The sequence below is a fragment of the Geosporobacter subterraneus DSM 17957 genome, assembly GCF_900142145.1.
In the GTDB taxonomy this organism is placed as follows: Bacteria; Bacillota; Clostridia; order Peptostreptococcales; family Thermotaleaceae; genus Geosporobacter; species Geosporobacter subterraneus.
This window is the reverse complement of the sequence record NZ_FQZV01000070.1, coordinates 1-17,582: the sequence shown is the minus strand read 5'-3', so window position 1 is coordinate 17,582 and position 17,582 is coordinate 1. Positions and strand designations below refer to the sequence as shown.

The 17,582-nt window shown below is 40.1% G+C and carries 20 protein-coding genes, 1 rRNA gene and 2 riboswitches; of the genes, 11 read left to right on the top strand and 10 right to left on the bottom strand.

The features are described 5' to 3' along the window. Nucleotides 1–116: ribosomal RNA gene (locus BUB56_RS17595) — 16S ribosomal RNA — on the bottom strand; the annotation flags it as partial. Nucleotides 117–589: 473 nt separating this feature from the next. After that, entirely contained in the window at nt 590–772 is a 183-nt protein-coding gene (locus BUB56_RS17590) for a hypothetical protein (RefSeq protein ID WP_110942569.1), read from the bottom strand. A gap of 105 nt (nt 773–877) precedes the next feature. Between BUB56_RS17590 and BUB56_RS17585 the strand changes: the two genes are divergently transcribed. The 7 genes from BUB56_RS17585 (at nt 878) to BUB56_RS17555 (ending at nt 7,410) form a co-directional block, all read left to right on the top strand. Continuing rightward, the gene (locus BUB56_RS17585) at nt 878–2,071 is read left to right on the top strand and encodes a sensor histidine kinase (RefSeq protein ID WP_110942568.1); all 1,194 of its coding nucleotides are present in this window, start codon (nt 878–880) and stop codon (nt 2,069–2,071) included. Next, nucleotides 2,058–2,711, top strand: coding sequence for a response regulator (locus BUB56_RS17580; protein WP_110942567.1), 654 nt, complete (start codon nt 2,058–2,060; stop codon nt 2,709–2,711). Before BUB56_RS17585 ends, BUB56_RS17580 begins: the two co-directional genes overlap by 14 nt. 247 nt (nt 2,712–2,958) lie before the next feature. After that, on the top strand, nt 2,959–3,987 hold the full coding sequence (locus BUB56_RS17575) for a hypothetical protein (RefSeq protein ID WP_110942566.1): 1,029 nt from the start codon (nt 2,959–2,961) through the stop codon (nt 3,985–3,987). A 4-nt stretch (nt 3,988–3,991) separates the two neighbouring features. Further along, nucleotides 3,992–4,927: an ABC transporter ATP-binding protein gene (locus BUB56_RS17570; RefSeq protein ID WP_242946426.1), complete on the top strand. Its 936-nt coding sequence runs from the start codon at nt 3,992–3,994 to the stop codon at nt 4,925–4,927. Nucleotides 4,928–4,938: 11 nt separating this feature from the next. Further along, nucleotides 4,939–5,382 carry a hypothetical protein gene (locus BUB56_RS17565; protein WP_110942565.1) on the top strand — a complete coding sequence of 148 codons (444 nt, stop codon included), beginning with the start codon at nt 4,939–4,941 and terminating at the stop codon, nt 5,380–5,382. Nucleotides 5,383–5,489: 107 nt separating this feature from the next. After that, nucleotides 5,490–6,218, top strand: coding sequence for an ABC transporter permease (locus BUB56_RS17560; protein WP_110942564.1), 729 nt, complete (start codon nt 5,490–5,492; stop codon nt 6,216–6,218). 4 nt (nt 6,219–6,222) lie between these two features. After that, nucleotides 6,223–7,410, top strand: a complete 1,188-nt coding sequence (locus BUB56_RS17555) for an ABC transporter permease (RefSeq protein ID WP_110942563.1) — start codon at nt 6,223–6,225, stop codon at nt 7,408–7,410. Between the two features lie 48 nt (nt 7,411–7,458). Here BUB56_RS17555 and BUB56_RS17550 read toward each other — a convergent pair whose 3' ends face one another. Continuing rightward, a complete protein-coding gene (locus BUB56_RS17550) occupies nt 7,459–9,576 on the bottom strand; it encodes an HD domain-containing phosphohydrolase (protein ID WP_190014708.1) in 2,118 nt (705 codons plus the stop codon). Nucleotides 9,577–9,828: 252 nt separating this feature from the next. Here BUB56_RS17550 and cobO point away from each other — a divergent pair, with 252 nt between their 5' ends. After that, nucleotides 9,829–10,347 carry a cob(I)yrinic acid a,c-diamide adenosyltransferase gene (cobO, locus tag BUB56_RS17545; RefSeq protein ID WP_110942561.1) on the top strand — a complete coding sequence of 173 codons (519 nt, stop codon included), beginning with the start codon at nt 9,829–9,831 and terminating at the stop codon, nt 10,345–10,347. 99 nt (nt 10,348–10,446) lie between these two features. Here cobO and BUB56_RS17540 read toward each other — a convergent pair whose 3' ends face one another. From BUB56_RS17540 to BUB56_RS17525, 5 genes are all read right to left on the bottom strand, one after another. After that, the gene (locus BUB56_RS17540) at nt 10,447–10,752 is read right to left on the bottom strand and encodes a DUF2087 domain-containing protein (protein ID WP_207650462.1); all 306 of its coding nucleotides are present in this window, start codon (nt 10,750–10,752) and stop codon (nt 10,447–10,449) included. 81 nt (nt 10,753–10,833) lie between these two features. Continuing rightward, nucleotides 10,834–10,995 (bottom strand): hypothetical protein, encoded by a 162-nt coding sequence (locus BUB56_RS19570; protein WP_190014699.1) that lies wholly within the window; start codon nt 10,993–10,995, stop codon nt 10,834–10,836. A 34-nt stretch (nt 10,996–11,029) separates the two neighbouring features. Next, a complete protein-coding gene (locus BUB56_RS17535) occupies nt 11,030–11,350 on the bottom strand; it encodes an FMN-binding protein (protein WP_110942559.1) in 321 nt (106 codons plus the stop codon). A gap of 99 nt (nt 11,351–11,449) precedes the next feature. Then, on the bottom strand, nt 11,450–12,031 hold the full coding sequence (locus BUB56_RS17530) for a GNAT family N-acetyltransferase (protein WP_110942558.1): 582 nt from the start codon (nt 12,029–12,031) through the stop codon (nt 11,450–11,452). Nucleotides 12,032–12,150: 119 nt separating this feature from the next. Beyond that, nucleotides 12,151–12,762: a hypothetical protein gene (locus BUB56_RS17525; RefSeq protein ID WP_110942557.1), complete on the bottom strand. Its 612-nt coding sequence runs from the start codon at nt 12,760–12,762 to the stop codon at nt 12,151–12,153. 299 nt (nt 12,763–13,061) lie between these two features. Next, nucleotides 13,062–13,168, top strand: a riboswitch (SAM riboswitch). Nucleotides 13,169–13,267: 99 nt separating this feature from the next. Between BUB56_RS17525 and BUB56_RS17520 the strand changes: the two genes are divergently transcribed. The 3 genes from BUB56_RS17520 (at nt 13,268) to metA (ending at nt 16,230) form a co-directional block, all read left to right on the top strand. Continuing rightward, complete coding sequence (locus BUB56_RS17520) at nt 13,268–13,726, top strand: YbaK/EbsC family protein (RefSeq protein WP_110942556.1); 459 nt, start codon at nt 13,268–13,270, stop codon at nt 13,724–13,726. Nucleotides 13,727–13,756: 30 nt separating this feature from the next. Beyond that, nucleotides 13,757–13,863, top strand: a riboswitch (SAM riboswitch). Nucleotides 13,864–13,974: 111 nt separating this feature from the next. Further along, a complete protein-coding gene (locus BUB56_RS17515; protein WP_110942555.1) occupies nt 13,975–15,264 on the top strand; it encodes a homocysteine synthase in 1,290 nt (429 codons plus the stop codon). A gap of 36 nt (nt 15,265–15,300) precedes the next feature. After that, on the top strand, nt 15,301–16,230 hold the full coding sequence (gene metA / locus BUB56_RS17510; RefSeq protein ID WP_110942554.1) for a homoserine O-acetyltransferase MetA: 930 nt from the start codon (nt 15,301–15,303) through the stop codon (nt 16,228–16,230). 129 nt (nt 16,231–16,359) lie between these two features. Here the strand turns inward: metA and larE are convergent, their stop codons facing one another. Continuing rightward, a complete protein-coding gene (gene larE, locus BUB56_RS17505; RefSeq protein ID WP_334292842.1) occupies nt 16,360–17,184 on the bottom strand; it encodes an ATP-dependent sacrificial sulfur transferase LarE in 825 nt (274 codons plus the stop codon). Nucleotides 17,185–17,422: 238 nt separating this feature from the next. Then, entirely contained in the window at nt 17,423–17,569 is a 147-nt protein-coding gene (locus tag BUB56_RS20310; RefSeq protein WP_334292843.1) for an S-ribosylhomocysteine lyase, read from the bottom strand. Nucleotides 17,570–17,582: the final 13 nt, after the last annotated feature.

Below are 17,582 nucleotides of genomic sequence, written 5' to 3'. Positions count from 1 at the left end.
CATTTCTCCTTCAACCTCAACTGAACGAAGTTCAGTTGAGCACTAGACCGCTCGACTTGCATGTGTTAGGCACGCCGCCAGCGTTCATCCTGAGCCAGGATCAAACTCTCAAATAAAAATTTCTGGGTGGTTGTATGTTGAATGTTGTAGGTTGAATGTTTTCGGGTCACTCTCTTGGGTTTTAACCCCCAGAGGCTTTCCTTAATAACATTTCTCCTTCAACCTTTCTCCTTCAACCTTAATTTATGCTGGCTTTAATTCTTACACTGTTTAGTTTTCAAAGACCAATTTGGCAACGTTTTCATCTTCAGCCACTTACACTGACTCTTATGATGATACACATTTTTTTCCCTTTTGTCAAGCCACTTTCTATCAGCTAATTGTCATCAACTGTCGCTTGAGGTAAGAGTAATTATATCTTATTTTTCTCTTCTTGTCAACATTATTTTATTTCCAATTCCTAGGGGTACTCCCCTTTCGTCTTTATTAAAGACAGATACACAATATATCACATATTATATCTAGCGTCAACCTCTCTTATACAGGTAATTTGTTCCATAAAACACACCTTTGCCTGATCCGCTACCCCCTACTTTCCCTTTTCTGGTTCATAGCTGTCTTCCTCATAATCGAATTCGAGTTTCTTACGGGTTACCTTATTGGTAAACACGCTTGCTTTCTGCATTCTCCGACTGCTGTTTTTTAAGCGGTCATACTCATCCTCCTCGTAATCAAAATTTCTATTCCCAAATAGGTTTATTTTTGCACTCATATTTTATCTCCTTGTTTAAAGTCTAAATATACTAAATATATTTTACTCCCATTTTCAATCTAAATTCTATATAATAAGAATAGCAAAAGAAGGGAGGGAGAGCCAGTGAAAACTTCTACAAAATACATATTCCTATTACTGCGCCTAATTACAATACTTCTAGCTCTTGGACTGGCCCTCAGCCTGGAATCACCCAGGCCCCAGCGCTTGAAAATGCTGCTGTCGCTCTTTATACTTTTGATTGTCTCTATCCATGGGAAAGAGTGTAAAGGTATAAAGTCTTCAAAATTTTATCCGCTTTTTTTTCTGGTAGATATACTCCTCCTTTTCATTATAGAATCTCAATCCAAATTTCTATTGAATTATTATATGCATTTTGTTTATTTCATTCTTTTGTTTTCCACAGGCATCCAGCTTCCCAGGATAAAAGGAACCCTCATCAACGCCATTACTTTTGTTTTATCAATGGTAAAATTTTATAAACTGCTGCAGATCCATTTCAGCCCAGCCAATTTGTCCCTGGCTATTTTCAGCTTTTTTACCGCTTTACTGTCAATTATTATTATCAATTATGCAAAGCACCAGGCAGAGGAGCGGGAAAAAATCAAAGGTCTCTATGAGGAGCTAAGAAGCTACGGATCAAAGCTAAGAGAATTGACAATTATAGAGGAACGGAACCGTATTGCAATGGAGATTCACGATGGAGTAGGTCATCGTATGACTGGATTGATCATGGCGTTGGAAATGTCTAAAAGACTGCTCCATAAGGACCTCACAAAAGTGGAAGAGCTGCTGCAGCACGCTACAGATACTGCCCGGCAGGCTTTAACTGATCTAAGAAAAGCTGTAGATGCTTTAAAGGAGGACTTCCCCCCACAGATGCATGCTATCCACCGTATTGGGGAAATGGTTCAACACTTTGAGCTGCAAACTGGTTTAAAAATTCATTTATCTATAAATCCTTCTCAAATCCAGCTACCCCGTGTTGTAGCGGAAGCAGCGTATAGAATTATTCAGGAAGCCCTTACCAATACGGCAAAACACAGCAATGCCACAGAAATATTCATCGGTATAGAGGTCCGTAAAAAAACTCTGTTTTTAGAGATTCGGGACAACGGAACTGCGTCGGAAGCATTTCAGGAGGGAAATGGCCTTCAAGGCATGCGAATGCGTTTGGGGAACTTAGGGGGCAAAATCAGCTTTTTCCTGACTTCTGGATTTCATATCAAAGCAGAGGTGCCATTATCCTCTTCCCATGCCGATTCTAAAGAAAGAGGTGACTACTATGCCAAAAATTAAAACCCTTATTGTAGATGATCAAAAAATACTGACCCAGGGATTAAAAATGATACTGGATTTAGAAGAGGATATTGAAGTGACTGCTGTTGCCTCCAATGGTCAGGAAGCCCTTTCCTTATGCCATTGGCAGTGTCCCGATGTAATCCTGATGGATATAAAAATGCCCATTATGAATGGAGTAGAAGCCACTGAAAAAATTTCTGCACTTTTTCCCGGTACACGAATTATTATTTTAACCACCTTCCACGATAAAGAATTTATATTCGATGCCTTAAAAAAAGGGGCTTGCGGCTATTTATTAAAGGAAAGTCCTCCTGAAAAAATCCTGGAGGCAGTACGTACAGTCTATCAGGGAGGTTCTATTTTGCAGCCTTCCATTGCGTCCAAGGTCATTGAAGAATTTTCCAGACTTTCTCCGGTGCCCAAAGAAAAGGACCCCCGAATGAATCTCCTTACGGAAAGAGAAATTGAGATATTGACACTCATTGGTGATGGCAAGAACAATAAGGAAATTGCATCGGCCCTTTATCTCAGTGAAGGCACTGTTCGCAATCATGTTACCCATATCCTTGAAAAACTGGATTTACGGGATCGCACCCAATTAGCCATCTTCGCTATTCGGAATCATCTTATACCATAAAGTTTTATGAAGTGTATTATTGTAGCGCCAGGTATTGTATAGATTAATACGCGGAACGACACAGGGGTCGTTCCCTACACTTATAACTTGTTCTAGAAACATTTATCTATGAAGCAAATGTATATACACCCCTCTCCTATGACAAATGTCATAGGTTTTTTTATGGATTTCATGACGAACTGCATATATAAGCCAATGGCTTTTCTCTTATAATTAGAATATAAAATGTAAGCAAGGAGGTATTTATATGAAAAATAAGCCAATGGTAATATTCACCTTATGCATTGGCATTACGCTACTTTTCCTTTCAGGATGTATGGAAGGCAACATCTATAAACAATACCTGCAGGCTCAGGAAAACACAGATAAGATTCAACAAAGCAGCTCCCTGGCAACCTTTGATTTATCACTGGATCTAGAGGGAGCAGGACTCAGTGAAGAGGCAAAAAAGGATTTGGATATGTTCAGCAGCATGAAGGGCTCTTTTTTAGTAAAATCCGATGTTGCAAACAGCTTATTATATTTAGACGGGCACATTGACTTAAAAAATATGGGCTTTGATGTAAAAATCTACAGTAATCCAGAACAGGTAGTATTGCTAATGCCCGTATTCTCTAAGTATATGATTATCCCCCAGAAAGTGCTTAAAGACCTTGAAAATATTGATCTGCCAGAGGGTGACCCTCGCCTGGGAGAAGAAATCGCAGCCCTGTGGAATACCACGGTAAACAAAAATAACATCTCCAAAACAGGCATTAAAACCGTAGAAACCTACGAGGGGACGGTAAAAGCTACGGAATTTAGTCTTTCTCTTCAGGAGCAGGAAGTCAAAGCACTCATGACAAATGTCTTTCATTTAATCTCCACAAATGCAGAGTTCCGAAATGCAATGATCGAGTCCTTTAGGTCCATGCATAAAGATCAATCTATTTCTGACAGAGAACTGGCTGCCCGGTATGATGCGTTTATTCTGCAGGCAAAAGCTGCTATGGACACCATTGAAATAAGGGATTTTACCTATTCAGGAGCCTACGATAAGGATCTTTATATAATTGAAGAAAACATGTCTCATGTAATGAAAATTCCTACCCATACTGACAATTTCCTTCAAGTCAATTATCAATTTTCTCTCAAGCGATGGGATATTAACAAGCCAGTCCATATAGAGATGCCCTCCCTGAACCGATCCAACAGTTTTCCCATCAGAGAATTAGAACAAAACCTTCCTAAAATCTTTGAAAGTTATATTAAAGATCTAAAGGCAGGAAAGGAGTAAGCTTATGACTATGGTAGAAATCCATAATATTACCAAAAAATACAAAACGGTTACAGCTGTAGATGGAATAACTCTACAAATTCCTAGAGGAGAAATTTATGGCCTTCTGGGCCCCAACGGTGCAGGTAAATCTACTACCATTTCTATGGTGAGTACTTTGATCAGACCTACCTCCGGCGAACTTATGGTAGGCGGCTACAGCGTAATTAAAGACCCGGCTCTCGTCCGCAAGCAAATCGGTCTCGTTCCCCAGGATATCGCTTTATACCCAACGCTAACCGCCTATGAAAATTTAAAGTTTTTTGGAAGAATGACCGGTATCCATGGAAAACAATTAAATGCTAAAATAGATCAGGTATTGGAAGTAGTAGGCTTAAGAGAAAGAGCCAAGGATCGTATAGAAAGCTTCTCTGGGGGGATGAAGAGAAGAATTAATATTGCTGTAGGATTAATGAATGGTCCGGAACTATTAATTCTTGACGAACCTACTGTAGGAATTGATCCCCAGTCTCGAAATCATATACTGGAAACGGTAAAAAAACTCAATCAGCAAGGGATTACCGTCATATACACCAGTCACTATATGGAGGAAGTGGAGTTTCTCTGCACCCATATCGCCATTATGGATCATGGAAAATTGATTGCAGAGGGAACCCAGGAAACTTTAAAAAGCACTGTAGGTCAGGGAGACCAATTGACTATTTCTATTGCTAATCTGCAGGATAGGCAGCTGGATACACTGGGTCAGATTATTGGTACAGGTATATTTACTTACGAAGATGGCATATTATCGGTCTCCGGCTGTGATACTCGGAAAATCCTCAAGGACTTAGTGGCTGCCCTCAGCAATGGCGGCACACAGATCACATCCATACAGTTCCATCAGCCAAATCTGGAGAGCGTCTTTCTGCATTTGACAGGAAGAGCCCTCAGAGACTAGGGGGATATCCTATGCATGCTGTCATTATTGCTGTAAAAGACTTAAAAATCATATTTCGGGACCGGAAGGCCTTAGCGATTCTATTATTGATGCCGATGCTTTTAACCACTGTTTTAGGTTTCTCACTTTCAGGTGTTTTTGATGACGATGGCGTTTATATGCTTGATAAAATACCAATAGCCGTCGTGTTTGGAAAGCCTTCTGATACACTGCCTCTGCAGCTTCTTTCAGAAGAACAGCAAAGACAGATCACGCAGTCTGTTGAAGAATTAGATTTAGAAAAAGTAGTGATTGAAGAGTTTTTGGAATCAGAGGCTTTGAAAAAAATCATTGACTATAGGATTCTCGACATGGACAGTGCACAACAAAGTCTGGAAAAAAAAGAGGTGGCCGCCCTTATCCGTCTGCCCGACCGTTTCACAGCAGATTATATTCTTGGGAAAAAACAGAGATAAAAATACTCCTCCATACCGACAGCGAACTTAGAAAGACGATTCTCTACACTATATTTTCCGGTCTTAGCAATAGTCTTTCTATCCCCAGAATCGGCTTGACCGTGCTAATGGAAGAAAGTGTACGTCAGGGGATAGGTACCCCCAATGCACTGGATCTGCAGGAGCATGTTAAGCCAATGAGTCAGCAAACCTTCAGCGATGTGAATTTTCAACACATCACAGAGAAAGGGCGTTCCTTAATATCCTCAATGGAGTATTATACGATTGCTATGACGGTAATGTTTATTCTCTTTTCTGCGGGTTACGGATTAGAAAATATGATATCTGAAAGGACTCACCTCACCCTGTCCCGTACATTTGTATCTGGGGGAAACAGGTTGGAAATTTTAACAGGGAAATTTCTATTTACCCTTGTACTCAGCTTTACACAGATTTTGATTCTATTTCTTTACACCTTCTTTGCTTTTTCAATACCTTGGAATAAACACTGGCTGTCTTTCGCCATTATTGCCTTTAGTGTCTGCTTTGCCGTGGCCGGTCTTTCTGTACTGCTCTGTTCCCTCGTAAAAACAGAAAAGGGGGCCATGGTTTTTCAGAGCCTTGTAATCAATTTATTCAGTCTGCTGGGCGGAAGCTTTATGCCGATCTATATCATGCCTAAGTTTTTACAGGATATTGGCCAGCTTACGCCTAACGGGCAAGCCCTCAAGGCTTTTATCCTCGTAATGGAAGGAAGCCCCTTTCATGAAATCCTGTCAAGCATTTATATGCTCTTAGGATTCGGTGTTTTATGCTTAATGGTTGGAGCTGCTGTATTCCGACCTGCAGAGGAGTGACGATATGAGAAAAATATTTTATATTTCAGCTATAAAAATCCTAAAATTCATTCGAGAGCCGGGGCTCTTTGTGATTATGCTGCTCCTTCCCCTGGGATTTACGTTTTTCATGGGAAATATGCATTCCGGCCGTGTCAGCATTCCTGTAGCTTTCGTAGATCTGGACCAGAGCACCTATTCAGAAAAATTGATTGCTCAGTTTTCCGCAAATTCAACCTATAAGGTATTCACAGCTTCGCCGCAGAAGGCTTCCTTAATGGTAAAGCAAAGAAAGGTAATAGGGGCTTTTACCCTTGCACAGGGATTAGAATCAGCCATTCGTTCCGGTCAGACCCCAAAAATTCAAGTACAGCAAGTCTATGAAACCGCTGAGCTGCTGACCCTGATGAATGATATTCGGTCTACATTGGCATATATTCACGGAAATATCCATATAGCCGATGCGGCATTAACCTTCATACAACAGAACAAAGCTGAATCTATAGATTCCAAAGAGATTTGGGAGCATGCCTACGATAATGCAATCAGCAAGTGGTTCCCAAGCCCTCCGGTTTCCATCTCTATGACGCGATTAAACAATCCTGTTACTGTTAAGCGCCAGATGATGACCCATTCTTCTGTAGGCTTCGCACTCTTCTTTGTGATGTATACCATCATTTTTGCAGTGGGGGATATTTTGACAGAAAAGCAGCAAGGCACATGGCAGCGTTTATTGGTGTTCCCTTTGAAGAAATGGGAGATTCTAGGCGGAAATCTACTGGCATCCTTTATCCTGGGATTTATACAGATTCTCGTGCTTATGATCTTTGGCATCTATTTCTTTGATGTAAACTGGGGCAATGCTCTACCTTTGACCATAGCCCTTGTTGCGGCTTATGTTTTCGCCATATCCTGTATGGGGTTAGCACTCTCCGGCGTAGTAAGGACTCCAGCCCAATTGCATGCAACAACCCCGATTATTACAGTTTGCACAGCAATGCTGGGAGGTACTTTTTGGCCTTTAGACTTTGTACAATCAAAGATACTCCTATTTTTAGCAAAACTGACACCCCAATACTGGGCCATACACTCCATTGAGTCGGCAATCCATTACGGCGGCAGTTTTCACACCATTCAAGGCCCCCTGTTCATGCTCCTGTTAATGGGATTATTTTTCTTCATTGCTGGATTATGGCTTGTAAAATGGGAATAAAAAACTATCAAATGGTAGTTTTTTATTCCCATTTCTCTACATAGGTTATTATTTATATGCAATCAACTCTAAAAATTTTTCCAGCAAATCCGGATCAAATTTTATACCCGATTCTCTTTTCAACTCATCCACTGCTTCATCATGAGACATAGCCTTTCTATAGGGACGGTCACTGGTCATTGCATCATAGGCATCTACGATCGATAATATTCTGCAGGCTAATGGAATCTCTTCATTTTTTAATCCAATTGGATAACCTTCTCCATTCCACCATTCATGATGCTTTAGAATCCAATCGGCAATATGATGAAAGTCAGGGGAAGATAGTGCGATTCGGTATCCTATCTCACTGTGCCGCTTCATTTCATTCATTTCCTCTGAAGTTAGCTTGCCGGGCTTAAACAATATTCTATCGGGTATTCCCACTTTACCGATATCATGAAACTGGGCAAAAAGACGGAGCTCGGAAATAACCTTAGCATCTAATCCTACTTTTCCCCCTAAAGCCTCAATGAGATTTTGTACACGATCTACATGACCTTCTGTAATATAATCCCGTTCCTCTAGGGCTTGCATCAGTGTTTTTACAATAGCGCTCCGATTGCTTTGACTCTGATGCAGTTTTTCCTTATACATATTATTATCCGCTTGTTTAAACACCTCATCAATACTCATAAAACTTTCTTTTCTCATATCATATCCAATAGATATGCTTAGCGTAATTTTGTTGTCGGCTACTGTTACCGTCTCGGATAAACTACGGATTTCCCCCGCAATATTTTTGAGGCTGTCCTCTGTGGCATCATAGACGATGACTGCAAATTCATCCCCGCCTATACGAGATAGCACTGCATTGGGCGGAATGCAGTGCTTAATGATTTTTACAGCTTCAATAAGCATTTGGTCTCCCACGTGGTGGCCTAAAGTATCGTTGATCAGCTTTAATCCATCGATATCACAAACGATGATTCCTACTGACTCAAGCTGTTGCTCTTCAATACGTCTAAGCGCTGTCTCAAAATAATGTCTGTTATAGGTGTCTGTCAGGGCATCGTGTAAACTCATGTATTTTAGTTGGCTTTCTGCCCGGTTTCTTTCATTGATTAAATTTTCGATTGTAGAAACCATTTTGTTGAATTTATCCCGAATCATGATAAACTCATTTACGGTTACCCGTTCATCATATCTGGCACGAAAATTTTCATTCTCTACCTCTTCCATGAGAAATAACAGATTTTGTATCCTCGCAGAAAACCAGTCTGATATTAGCATACAGATAAAAATAGAAAATAAAAAGGTGAATACCAAAATATTGGCAGTTCTATCCCATATCGGCTTTATTTCGGTTTCCAGAGAGCTGTTTGGGATGAAGCTTACCAGTTTCCAGCCGGTCTCCGACACCGTCGTATACGCGACAAATGTATCCTTTCCAGTCATCCTAGTCGTAAATATCCCTGCAGCATCTTTGCGGACTGACGCAAACCATGGATCATTTTTTATAGTTTTTCCTAAAAAGCTGCTATCCTTATGGGCAATGACATTACCCTCATGATCAATCAGAATGGCATAGCCTTCATCCCCAAATTTAATGCTGTTAATAATATCAGATAATCGGTCAGATGCTGTGTCGATTGCCAGAACACCCACTAACCCCTCTTCATTTTCAATCGTCGTTGAAACTGTTACAACGATCTTATGAGAAATATATTCTAAATAGGGCTCACTCCACACAATTCTGCCGGGATGCTTTAGAGCCGCTTGGTACCAAGGCCTCACCCGAGGATCATACCCTTCTGGCGGAGTCCATTCCGGTGAAACATATATGTTTCTATCTTCTGTCCCCATGTAAATATACCAGATATTTGCCTCCATTTCCCGATATGCGTCCCATAATTGAAGGGGTTTTTCTATGACCGTAGGATTGGTGAGTACTTCTTTTAAGCTTTTATCCTTTGAAAGTAGGTACAATGCATTCTCTACTTCGCCAATATAGCTGTCAATAAAGTAATCTTTTGCATTATCCATGGTTTTTAAAATAGAACTTGAGATTTCGTTGAGCAGTATTTGTTTTGAGTTCTGGTAGGTCAAATATCCTAAGATGGACACTGGACCAAGGGAGAACAGCAGTAACAAAACGATCATTGCAGTTTTGAATTTTATTCTCATGCTCAGCAGCTCCATCAATGTTTTATGTTTGTCATATTCTATATTTTTTTGTCGTTTCCTGCAATAATTTGAATTTTCTATCGATTAATCTTCAAAAACCTTTATAGCAGATTTAAACACTTTTCATAGTTCCTTATAAAAACAGATTGCATCATCATTTCTTTTTGTGGCAGTCGTTTTTATGTCCCCAATAGGGTAAGATAGAATTGAGGATTAAAACTGACTCAACCAAAAAAATAAGGAGGATTGAACATGAATCGGGGTTATATTCATGTGTATACCGGCGATGGAAAAGGGAAAACTACAGCTGCTCTTGGTTTAGCACTGAGGGCTGCTGGAGCAGGCAAGAAGGTTTTTATTGCCCAATTTGTAAAATCCATGGAATATAGTGAATGGAAGTCTTTACGATACCTAAATAGCTTTATCGATATCACTTTGTACGGTCATGGCTGCTTTATCACAAAAAATCCAGATCAGGAGGATATTTGGGCTGCTCGGAAGGGCCTTGAGGAAATCCGTCAAATATTGATCAGCAAAAAATATGATCTTGTCATTCTGGATGAAATCATGATTGCATACTATTATAACCTATTATCCCTGGAAGACCTCATTCAGTTTATGAAGGATAAGCCCTATGAAACAGAAATGGTGCTGACGGGACGCTATGCCCCTGAAGAGGTAATGGAATTAGCAGATTTAGTGACAGAAATGAAAGAAATCAAACACTATTATCATCAGGGGGTTTTGAGTCGGGAAGGTATTGATTGCTAGCCTGGAGCCGATCTGTGATCTTCTTGCAGTGCAAAACCTCCTGCACCTAAGCAGGAGGCTTGTATTCCATGGCATTACTTGTTATTTTCTCAACAAAACTTAAAGTTGCTTACCATCCTTTACCCAATAAGTCAATCCATCCTCTGTTCTTTCCATAAAACCATAATCGACTAAATATCGCCGAAGCATGACGTAGTCTTGAAAGACTTGCTTTAGTATTTCGTTGACTTCTTTTTCTGTATACCGTTGGTTGCTTTTAAAGCCTTTCATAATATGCTTTAAAATAATTATTTTTCTTCTTTCTTTGCTGGGAAACCCATGTAAGGGTCCCTCTAACCCTTCTTTGAAGTAGGTCCTCAAAATCTTTTCCTGCTCTTCTAACGTAATTGTAAAATCTGTGTCCAATTTCTTCGCCCCCAGTATATCTAAGTTCGTCTCCGATTCACTTCAATAATCATTTTCTTTTCAATTAAACGCTTATAATCCTTATTTGTTTTTTTCTTTATTCCATGCTGCGATTTCACAAACATTGTACAGAATAAAAACCGTTATCCAAAACATAGGATCAAAATGCAGGATGCCAACTGCGATCGAAGCCATACCCAGTACAATACTTGCTGCCAGCTGTATAATAAACCTTTTAATCATGTTGCTCTCCTTCCTGATTGTCTTACAGCTACTTTCATTTTAAACCCTTCTTCAAGGCATTTTCGGTAGCTTTTAGCAGTGACTTGCTGGTGGTGGTAGACCCGGAAACCACATCCACCTGCAGAGACTGTTCGTCAATCACCTTTCTTAGTACTCCCTCTGCTTTTTTTGCATATTCACTGGTTCCGTTTTGAAGCACTTCTATATTTTTAATTTTATGATTCTCAACTGTAACCTTTACGGCATAAGTGGACTTGCTATAGCTGAATTCTCCCCGGTATGCCCCATCGGATATTCTCAATAAGTCAATTTTCTCAATGACCATATTTCTGACGATTGCATACTGCTTATTCATATTTCAATGGCATCACCGTCTAATCTAAATCATGTCCCGATGTCAAAATGGATTCTTTAATTCTGCCATAAACATAGATTCTACTAGATAAAGTCCTTCTTACGATTCCTTTTCTTTCACTCTATTATTCACCAAGCTGCCTACATAAACTGAAGTAAATTCCCTTGCCAATATATCCATATAGATTTCATCGTATCTCCGGCCGGCGATCTGCTTTGCCTCCCTCAATCGCCCTACCTCTTTAAAGCCAGCTTTTTTGTAGCATTCAATAGCCGGCTTATTATATGCAAACACCTTTAAATAGATACTATGTAAATTTAAAATGTTAAACCCAAAGTCCAGTATTAATTGCATAGCCTCTGTACCATAGCCTTTACCCCAATAGTCCTTATTGCCGATGAAAATTCCCACCTCTGCTATACCGTTGACTGTGTCTATCGACGGAAATCCGACATTCCCCAATAATTCATTCTTTTCCAAGTCAACAATGGCAAAATTATAATTGGTTTTCGACAATCTTTCCATGATACTTTTTTCAGTATCCGCAGTGATCTGGCTGGAAGAAAACAGCATCCCTATGGAAACCTCCATATCATTCACCCATGCTGTATATTTTAAATAATCCTCTGTATCTATGGGAGACAGATAACACTTCCTGCCAACCATTTTCTTAAAATACATGCGCTTAGCTCCCCTCTTTAATTATATTATTTTTTCAAGTCCTACAGATTGATTAAGTGCGACAACCCTATTGAGTAAATGCGTCAAATCATTCTTATTCTCTAATCTAATGCATAAGTCTATTTCACATTTTTTCCCTTTGACCATAGCCTTTTGTGTTGGTGATAATGTATTTTCAATTCATGATAGGGTTTTAAAAACTGAAACTCCCGTCTCTCCCAAAAACGTCCCCACTCAAATGCGCTGATACACTCCCATGGTATGACAGCCCCTCGAGCATAGATACCGTCTCCACATATTTGATTCCTTCTAAGAAAAGAATAGATACCACTTACTGCTGCAGACAAGGTTACTGACATATTCATTAAATTTGTCGTTCCAATATTTCTATAAGTTTGTACGGTTAAAAGCTCCAGCAGCATTTCCCGCTCATAACAATACTGTCCCATATGGTCTAAATACCGATCATTGAATAGCTGTAAAAACATTTTTAAATCTTGCGGCTTAAGCTGCTTATAGACTTCTTGGAAACAACCATACCAGAAACGGGCAAAAACAATGGCGAAAACCATGTTGACAGATGAAAAAGCCAGCTGAATATTAAAGGTTCTGACCGACTCCATCATAACTTTGTTTTTTCTCCTTACCCTTTTGATCTCCCATATAAGCATTGCTGCCATACTTATTCCAACAACCGCAATACTACAGATTATCAGTATATGATTGATCACAATAAATACACTCCCAAAATTGCTGAAATTCTTACTACATAAGTGATGCCTATATAGCCCAAAATGTTCCTAGTATTGAAGTAAAAAAAATTACTTATTCCCATCATAAATATTATCCATAATATTCTTATTTCTTTACAAATTTCCTTCATCAAATTTAAAAATCATCCTTCAATCTATGTCATCGATTAAATACTTTCCAACAAGAAAAAATATTCAAAAAAATGTATTGACAATCTTTTTTTCTCCGATTATACTAACTATTAATGATAACCCATACAAAGGAAATATTGAGAGATTTCTCATCCAGAGAGGTGGAGGGACTGGCCCTATGAAACCCGGCAACCGGCTTTTTATTAAGCAGCGGTGCCAATTCCTACGGTACACTTGTATCGGCAGATGAGAGAGCGCACATTTGCATGATGCCTCTTTCCCTGAGAAAGAGGTTTTATTTTTATTCATTTTCTGTTGCCTGACAAATAGAATCTGGAGGTGTATCGTAGAAATGGCTGTTGAAGATGTTAGAAGCTTTTTTACAGAGAAAGGATTGGCAGATCCGGTATTTGAATTATCCACCAGCTCTGCCACGGTTGATTTAGCCGCCAGCGCCATTGGTGTAGAACCGGGACGCATTGCAAAAACCTTAGCTTTTCGGCTCAAAGAAAAAGATATTCTCATTGTAGCTAAAGGAGATGCAAAGATAGACAATAAAAAATATAAGCAGCATTTTAAAACAAAGGCAAAGATGTTAACCTTTGAAGAAGTCGAAGCAGTTACAGGGCATCCTGTAGGTGGTGTGTGTCCCTTTGGGCTAAAAACCCCTTTGGAAATTTACATTGATCAATCCATTCGGCAATTTGAGACCGTGTATCCTGCTGCCGGTTCAAAGTATGCAGCATTGGAAATCACACCAACGGAAATAGTGGAGCTCACCGGTGCTGTATGGATCGATATTTGTGAATAAACTATAATATTCAAAAAACAGAATAATTTGCTCATATCCAGAGAGGTGGAGGGTCTGGCCCTATGAAACCCGGCAACCGGCTTTTTATTAAGCAGCGGTGCCAATTCCTGCAGTATGAAAATACTGAGAGATATGAGAGGATGTGATTCAAATGCCTCTTTTATCTTAAAAGAGGCACTTTTAATTCATTTTATCATGTTTTACAGATAACAAAATAAAATTTATAAAGTTAAAGAGGAGAGATGAAAATGAGTGAAAGAAAATTAAAATTTGATACCTTGCAGGTACATGGAGGGCAGAAGCCAGATTCTTCAACAGGGTCGCGGGCCGTACCTATTTATCAAACTACATCCTATGTGTTTAATAACACAGATCATGCAGCAAACCTATTTGCATTAAAAGAATTTGGAAATATCTATACCAGAATTATGAATCCTACTACAGATGTATTTGAGCAAAGAATTGCTGCCTTAGAGGGAGGCGTTGGCGCTCTAGCTGCTGCATCCGGTTCAGCTGCCATCACCTATGCAATATTGAATATTGCAGGAGCGGGGGACGAGATCGTATCTGCAAGCACCCTCTACGGCGGTACATACAATCTGTTTTCAAGTACCCTTCCCAGACTGGGCATTCATACAGTCTTTGTAAATCCTGATGATCCGGAAAATTTCCGTAAAGCGATTACTGATAAAACAAAAGCCGTCTACATTGAAAGTATCGGCAATCCTGGAATCAACCTGATCGACGTAGAAGCTGTTGCAGCTATCGCTCACGAAGCAGGTGTTCCCTTGATTGTAGATAACACCTTTGGTACTCCTTATTTGTTTAGGCCCATTGAGTTCGGGGCAGACATCGTGGTTCACTCTGCTACCAAATTCATTGGCGGGCATGGTACTTCTATTGGAGGCATCATTGTAGACTCCGGCAAATTCGACTGGGTTCAAAGCGGGAGATTCCCATGGTTAACAGAGCCAGATCCAAGCTATAACGGCATAAAGTATGCGGAGACCTTTGGTCCTGCCGCCTATATTATAAAAGCCCGGGTTCAGCTGCTGAGAGATACAGGTGCCTGCATCAGTCCTTTTAACGCTTTCTTGCTTCTGCAAGGATTGGAGACCTTATCTTTAAGATTGGAAAGGCATATATCCAATACAAAAAAGATTACAGATTTTCTTCAAAACCATCCTGCTGTTTCCTGGGTGAATTATCCTAGCCTTCCCGGCAGTAAATATTACGACCTGGCTCAGAAGTATTTCGCCAATGGCAGCGGTTCCATATTTACCTTCGGCATTCAAGGAGGAACTGAGGTTGGCAAGAAGTTTATTGAGCATTTAGAAATTTTCTCCCTGCTGGCCAACGTAGCCGATGCCAAATCTCTTGTTATTCATCCAGCCAGCACAACCCACGCCCAGCTTACGGAGAAAGAACAACGGGCTGCCGGTGTGACTCCCGACATGATCCGTTTATCCATTGGTTTAGAGGATGCGGATGATCTGATTTACGATTTAGATCAAGCCCTTCAGAAGGCAGTGAAATAGTTTCATTTTACATTATGTTTGTAAAGGAGAGGTCTTATGCCAATAAATATACCGGATACCCTTCCGGCCGCTGAAATTCTTACCAATGAAAATGTATTTATCATGACAGATACCCGGGCCTGCCATCAGGATATTCGTCCTCTAAAAATAGCCATATTAAACTTAATGCCTACTAAAATTGCTACAGAAATTCAAATCTTGCGGTTGCTGGGCAATTCTCCCTTGCAGGTAGATATCACATTGCTGCACCCAAAGAGCCATACCTGTAAAAATACTCCCGAGGAACACTTGACAAAGTTTTACAATACCTTTGAGGATATCGAGCAGGATCGGTTTGACGGTCTAATCATCACGGGAGCACCCGTAGAGCATCTGGATTTTGAAGAAGTTACCTATTGGGAAGAGCTGAAAAAAGTAATGGAATGGAGCAAGCATAATGTTTACTCCACCCTGCATATTTGCTGGGCTGCACAGGCAGGCCTCTATTACCATTACGGTATTCCCAAATACCCTGTGGATCATAAGGTCTTCGGTGTATTTCCCCATACCGTCAATCAAAAGACAAATAAACTGCTGAGGGGCTTTGATGATGTCTTTTATGCACCTCACTCCCGCCACACGGAAATCCGAAAGGAGGATATCCTAAAGATACAAGATATTGAAATATTGTCCCAATCAGAAGAATCGGGCATCTATATTGTAGCAGCTAAGAATGGAAGACAAATCTACGTAACGGGTCATTCAGAATATGATCCGCTGACGTTAAAGTCAGAATATGACCGGGATGTGGCTAAAGGCCTTCCGATAGCCATTCCTAAAAACTATTATCCGGAGGATGACCCGAATAAAGTGCCTATAGTAAAATGGCGAAGTCACGCAAACTTATTGTTCTCCAACTGGTTAAACTACTTTGTTTATCAGGAAACTCCCTATGAGCTGGAAAAATTAGAAGACATCGTACTCTAATCAAAATACCTACATGCTCCTCGAAGGTTTATGTGGAGATGTAGGTATTCTTTATAACCCTATATATTTAGCATTAAAGACTTTGCCTGGGCAATATCTGTCGTATTCTTTAATATGGTTCTGCCATCCTTACAGCTTCTCAGTTTCCGTTAATACTTCATTCATACTTCCCGTTCTATAGCCTAATACATCGATTGTCACATAAGAAAATCCAAATTCCCGCAGCCTCTCTCCTATTTGATCCAGCAGGTCCAGGTTAAAGAATTTTTCCCGCTCCTGCTTCTCAACTTCGATTCTGGCCATATCCCCATGATGCCTCACCCGGATTTGCCGAAAGCCTATATCCAGCAAAAACTGTTCTGCCTGTTCAACCATTTTTAACTTTTCCGGAGTAATTTCCTGACCATAGGGAAATCTGGAGGATAAACAGGCAAAGGCCGGCTTATTCCAGGTGGGCAGCCCCATTTCCTTAGACAATGCTCGAATCTCATCCTTGGTTAATTCAGCTTCCTTTAGCGGGCTTATTACCTTTAATTCTTTTGCAGCCCGCATACCGGGACGGTAGTCTCCCAAATCATCATAATTCGATCCATCCATTACTGCTTTTAACCCATGAACCTCTGCCACCTCTTGTATTTTAGAAAACAGTTCATGCTTACAATAATAGCATCGATTGGTCGGATTTTTTGAAAATCCTTCTATCTCCAGTTCTTCAGAAACGATTACAACATGCTTTACATTTATATCATTGGCAAATCTTTTAGCCTCTCTAAACTCTCTTTCCGGATAGGTAGAGGAACGGGCGGTTACTGCGACTACCTTGTCTCCTAAAACATCCTGGGCCACCTTTAGCAAAAACGTACTGTCTACACCTCCAGAAAAGGCAACGGCAGCACTATCTAATTCCTTAATGATTTTCTTCAATTTTTCATATTTACCTTGCAAGTTCACCATGTTTCCTCCTGTTGCCAATCAGTTTACTTCCTTATCATAGGCGTCAACTTAATCCAATTATTTTCAAATAAACCTTAGAAGCATGTCATTCTGAGCGTTAGCGAAGAATCTTATAGAACATAAGCAAGATTACTTTTGATTATCAGAATATATCATCTAGCTTAAAGATCCTTCGACTCCGTTTTACTCCGCTCAGGATGACAAATTATGGGTTAAGTTGACGCCTATGACTTCCTTATTAAAGGTATTTTCTCTGCAATTTTTCTAAAACCTCCCGTGCATACTCCTTGGCACCGAACAGCGATAAATCCCTATAGTTTCCACACTGAATCGGATTTGCCGCAGGCACTTCCTCTGCCAGCATAACCTTTTCCAGAGAATGCATCCACGCCTTTTCA